Source organism: Fibrobacter sp. UBA4309 (assembly GCF_002395745.1).
In the GTDB taxonomy this organism is placed as follows: Bacteria; Fibrobacterota; Fibrobacteria; order Fibrobacterales; family Fibrobacteraceae; genus Fibrobacter.
The window spans coordinates 1-4,318 of record NZ_DGUN01000060.1; the positions used below are offsets into that span (position 1 = coordinate 1).

Here is a 4,318-nt window from a genome sequence, read left to right on the forward strand (position 1 = left end):
GGGTAGGAGCAATCCTCCCCTCCAATTAAAATATTTAGAAGGTCCACATGTCTAAAAGAAACTTTGTTCCAAATGACCTGAATCCCGACGACAGCCGTGCCGTCTCCGCCCTTTACCAGTCCCTGCTGCAGCGCGACATTCCCGTAGACGCAGCCAAACTGTGTCAGTGGATTCTGGACTGGAGCGAACTCGAATCCGTGCTCGGCGAAGTGAGCTGCCGCCGCTACGTGGCCATGACCTGCAATACCGCCGACGAAAAAGCCGCCAAGGCCTACACCGACTTTGTCGAGAACGTGCAGCCTATAATGAACGAGTACGACGACAAACTGAACAAGAAGCTCGTCGCCCACCCGGCTAAGGATGCGCTCAAGGGCGAGTTCGGCGAATGGTTCAAGGGCGTGCAGGTTTCACTCGACCTGTTCTCCCCCGACAACATTCCGCTCGAAACCGAGGAGAACAAGGAAATTCAGGCCTACCAGAAGATTACCGGCGGCATGAGCGTGGAATTCGAGGGCAAGACCCAGACCATGCAGCAGCTGGCCGCCTACATGGAACGCACGGACCGCGATCTCCGCGAACGCGCCTGGCGTGCGATGTGGGAACGCCGCCTCCAAGACAAAGAGGCGCTAGACAAAGCCTTCGACAACCTCTTCGCCCTCCGCAAGCAGATTGCAAAGAACTCGCACTGCAAGGACTTTATCGACTACATCTTCCTCGCCAAGCACCGCTTCGACTACTCCCCTGCCGACTGCGAGGCCTTCCACGAGAGCATCGAGAAGCTTGTGCTGCCCCTCCAGAAAGAAATCTACAAGAAGCGCGCGCAAAAGATGGGCCTCGACCGCCTGCGCCCGTGGGATTTGAACGTTGACCCGCTGAACCGAACCCCGCTCAAGCCGTACAGCACGGGCGACGAGCTCATCGAGAAGGTGGACCAGATATTCGAGAGCATCCACCCGCAGGCAGGCAAGTGGGCCCGCGAGATGCAGGCGAAAAAACTTATCGACCCGGATTCCAGGCTCGGCAAGGCCCCCGGCGGATACCAGATCGGCTTTGACGAGAGCCGCCTCCCCTTCATCTTCATGAACTCGGCCTGCACCGACCGCGACATCTACACGCTGTTGCACGAATCCGGACATTCCTTCCACCAGTTTGCGCTTGCGGACCAGCCGATTTTCCCGTACCGCGACGTGCCGGCGGAATTTGCCGAGGTGGCGAGCATGAGCATGGAACTCATCGGCACATCGAACCTCAAGCCGTTCTACGGCGACGACACCGAGGCGATTGCACGCAGTATTGCCGGCGAACTCGAAGACGTCATCTGGCTGTTCCCGTGGGTCGCGAGCGTCGACAGCTTCCAGCACAGGCTCTACAGCTTCCCCGAGCACACGGCGAGCGACCGCAGCGATATATGGACCGAAATCATGGACCGCTACGATACCGGCGTGGACTACTCCGGACTCGAGGCCGTGCGCCGCAACCTCTGGCAAAAGCAGCTCCACATTTTCGAATGCCCGTTCTACTACATCGAGTACGGCATCGCCCAGATTGGCGCGCTCCAGGTGTGGGCGAACTTCAAGAAAGACCCGAAAAAGGCCATTGACGACCTGTTCCGCGCCGAAAGTCTCGGAAGCAGTCGCCCGCTGCCCGAACTTTTCGCCGCCGCGAACATCAAGTTCGACTTCACCCCCAGGACGCTCGAACCGCTCATGCAGGTCGTGTGGGACGAGCTTAGTTAGACGAAAGAACGCCCCACCAAAGGTGGGGCTACAGACGAAAGATATGTCTTTTTTTGCATATTTTTGCAAAAATGGGCCAAAATCGGTTGACAACAAATAAAAATCAATCTATATTTGGCGTCACATCCTGGAGGGATGGCCGAGTGGTTGAAGGCGCACGCTTGGAAAGCGTGTTTACCTTACGGTAACGAGGGTTCGAATCCCTCTCCCTCTTCTAAATTTTTCGGAGGTACCCCGATGTCCGATCAGAGAGTCTATCTTGACGATATCTATGCCAGCAAGGAATGCCAAGGCTCCGTTTTCCGCGCCGTCGTGATGATGGCCCACGAAGCCCGTTTCCTCAACAACCAGGCAAACCAGGGTTACATCCAGCTCAACAAGAAGCCGACGACCATCGCCATGTACAAGTTCAAGGAAGGCCGTCTCTCCATGATCGAAAAGGCCGACAACGACGTGACCGCCGAAGCCGTGAACACGCCGGTCGAAGAAGCCCCGGCCAATATCGAGCAGGCTGCCGCCAGCGCCGATGCCGCCTTCGGTGTGTAATCGCCAAGCAAAACCATTTTAAAAGTCCCGACCAACTGGCCGGGATTTTTGCTTATTAGGCTTTGCGCGAGATGTGCTACTACTTGCTGAAAAGTTTCCTGTACGTTTCGCGGTTACGGCCGAGAGGTTGCGGGCGGACACTCCTCCCCTTCAGGTCGAACGTCCTTGTCGGCGCAGCCTGCAGCTGAATGTCGTGGATACGGACAATCCTCGTTATCGACGTGTCAGTCTTGCTCGTGTCAGAAGTATCGGGAGCGACGACGGACGTATCGCCCGCAGAAGATGTATCGGGCTTCGAGCCTGCCTCCTCGAGTTTCCAGATGAAGGATTCGTCGCGGTCCACCTTGCGGTTCTGCTGTACCTGCGTGCCTACTGCCTGCAGGTAGAGCCCGCTCTTGTAGTTCTTGAGCAAGAAGGCATTCGGCGTATTGATTCCAGCATCGTCAAAGGTATAACGCTGGTGAGCTCCGCCGTTGTAGCCGTAGGTCGAGGCGACAATGCCAGCGGCCGTAGATTCGTTCGGGATATCCACGACGCGGCTCCCAAGCTGAATGTAGTATGTAACGGGGTTATCGCCCACCGAGAAAATCTTCACGAAGGTCGCCGTATCGCTACAATCCATGAGTTCGAGCGCATTGCTAGATGTAATTCCCATGCATTTCTTTGTTTCGCCGAGAGATTTGATCCTCCCCTCCTTGTAGAATGCCACCTTGAACAGCTGCTGGTAGATGGTTTCAACGAGAATCACGTGGTTTATCAGGTCCTTCTCGGAACTGACTTCGCTCGCCCGGTTCAAGCCATAGGGCCAGATATGCTGGGAGTCGCAATGGAGTTCCTTGGTCGGGTCATTGTCCAGTTCGCGGAGCTTCGCCTGCACCTTGTCGTTCCTGAAAACACCATCCTTGCATACATCCCAGTATTCCTGGGTCGTGCCGATGCCCATCGTATGGCCCATCTCGTGCATGGCCGTGGGCACCACCATGTAGCTGCGGTTCTCGCCAAACCGGAGGTCGCCGTTGCTGCTGGCCTCGGCCGTGGGCACTCCCGGCGCGTAGTAGACGTTGATGAACTTGGAAAGGTTAGAGTAGGTGTTGTAGAGCTTGACCGCCGAATCCATCACGGTGGTAATGCGCTTGTAGGCGTCCTGCTCGTCGGAACTAGGGTTCGCGGACTTGTGGAGCGTGTAGGTGACCTCGGCATGCGTAAAAACTGCCGCAAGGGCAATGGCAGACAGCGCTAAAAAGCTTCTTTTGAAAAACATGGAAACTCCTTAAAACCAGACACCTCTTTTTAATATACATTCCCGCCGCTAGTCCCGCAAGTAAAATCCGTAAAATCGGACAGACATGCGCAGAACGGCGACGAAAATTGTGGACAAACCCCCGCCATTTTGCTATTTTTAGCCCCGTAACTTTAAACCGGCGGCCCAGGTCGCCAATCACTCAAGAGGTAAATCAAATGGCAGTTTCTTACAAGGAACTCGGCCTGGTGAACACCAGGGAAATGTTTGCAAAGGCTGTTAAGGGTGGCTACGCCATCCCGGCTTTCAACTTCAACACCATGGAACAGATGCAGGCCATCGTGCAGGCTGCTGTGAAGCAGAAGTCTCCGGTGATCATGCAGGTCTCTAAGGGTGCCCGCAACTACGCCAACGGCACCATCCTTCGCTACATGGCCCAGGGTGCTGTTGAATACGCCAAGGAACTCGGCTGCGCCAATCCGCAGATCGTGCTCCACCTCGACCACGGTGACTCTTTCGAACTCTGCAAGGACTGCATCGACAACGGTTTCTCTTCCGTGATGATCGACGGTTCCGCTCTCCCTTACGACGAGAACGTGGCCCTGACCCGCAAGGTCGTCAACTATGCGCACAAATACGACGTGACCGTCGAGGCTGAACTCGGCGTGCTCGCAGGCGTTGAGGACGAGGTGTCCGCCGAGGCGTCCCACTACACCAAGCCCGAAGAAGTCATCGACTTCGTGAAGAAGACCAAGTGCGACTCCCTCGCCATCTCCATCGGCACCAGCCACGGCGC

Annotated in this window: 4 protein-coding genes and 1 tRNA gene; 4 read left to right on the forward strand and 1 reads right to left on the reverse strand. The window is 56.2% G+C overall.

What is annotated here, in order from left to right; translation table 11 throughout:
- The first annotated feature begins 47 nt into the window (after positions 1-47).
- The 3 genes from B3M32_RS08720 to B3M32_RS08730 all read left to right on the forward strand — a co-directional run bounded on the left by B3M32_RS08720 (position 48) and on the right by B3M32_RS08730 (position 2,282).
- The gene (locus B3M32_RS08720) at positions 48-1,736 is read left to right on the forward strand and encodes a M3 family oligoendopeptidase (protein ID WP_290745502.1); all 1,689 of its coding nucleotides are present in this window, start codon (positions 48-50) and stop codon (positions 1,734-1,736) included.
- Between the two features lie 129 nt (positions 1,737-1,865).
- Positions 1,866-1,950 (forward strand) — tRNA-Ser (locus B3M32_RS08725).
- 23 nt (positions 1,951-1,973) lie between these two features.
- Positions 1,974-2,282 (forward strand): hypothetical protein, encoded by a 309-nt coding sequence (locus B3M32_RS08730; protein WP_290745505.1) that lies wholly within the window; start codon positions 1,974-1,976, stop codon positions 2,280-2,282.
- Between the two features lie 79 nt (positions 2,283-2,361).
- Here B3M32_RS08730 and B3M32_RS08735 read toward each other — a convergent pair whose 3' ends face one another.
- Positions 2,362-3,543: an RICIN domain-containing protein gene (locus tag B3M32_RS08735; protein WP_290745508.1), complete on the reverse strand. Its 1,182-nt coding sequence runs from the start codon at positions 3,541-3,543 to the stop codon at positions 2,362-2,364.
- A gap of 197 nt (positions 3,544-3,740) precedes the next feature.
- Between B3M32_RS08735 and B3M32_RS08740 the strand changes: the two genes are divergently transcribed.
- Positions 3,741-4,318: class II fructose-bisphosphate aldolase (locus B3M32_RS08740; protein ID WP_290745511.1), on the forward strand; the 578-nt coding region annotated here is incomplete at its 3' end.

What these genes read in the sequence shown, in the direction of transcription:
- B3M32_RS08720 (WP_290745502.1), top strand. Translation starts at nt 48, where the DNA reads ATGTCTAAAAGAAACTTTGTTCCAAATGACCTGAATCCCGACGACAGC.
- B3M32_RS08730 (WP_290745505.1), top strand. Translation starts at nt 1,974, where the DNA reads ATGTCCGATCAGAGAGTCTATCTTGACGATATCTATGCCAGCAAGGAA.
- B3M32_RS08735 (WP_290745508.1), bottom strand. Translation starts at nt 3,543, where the DNA reads ATGTTTTTCAAAAGAAGCTTTTTAGCGCTGTCTGCCATTGCCCTTGCG.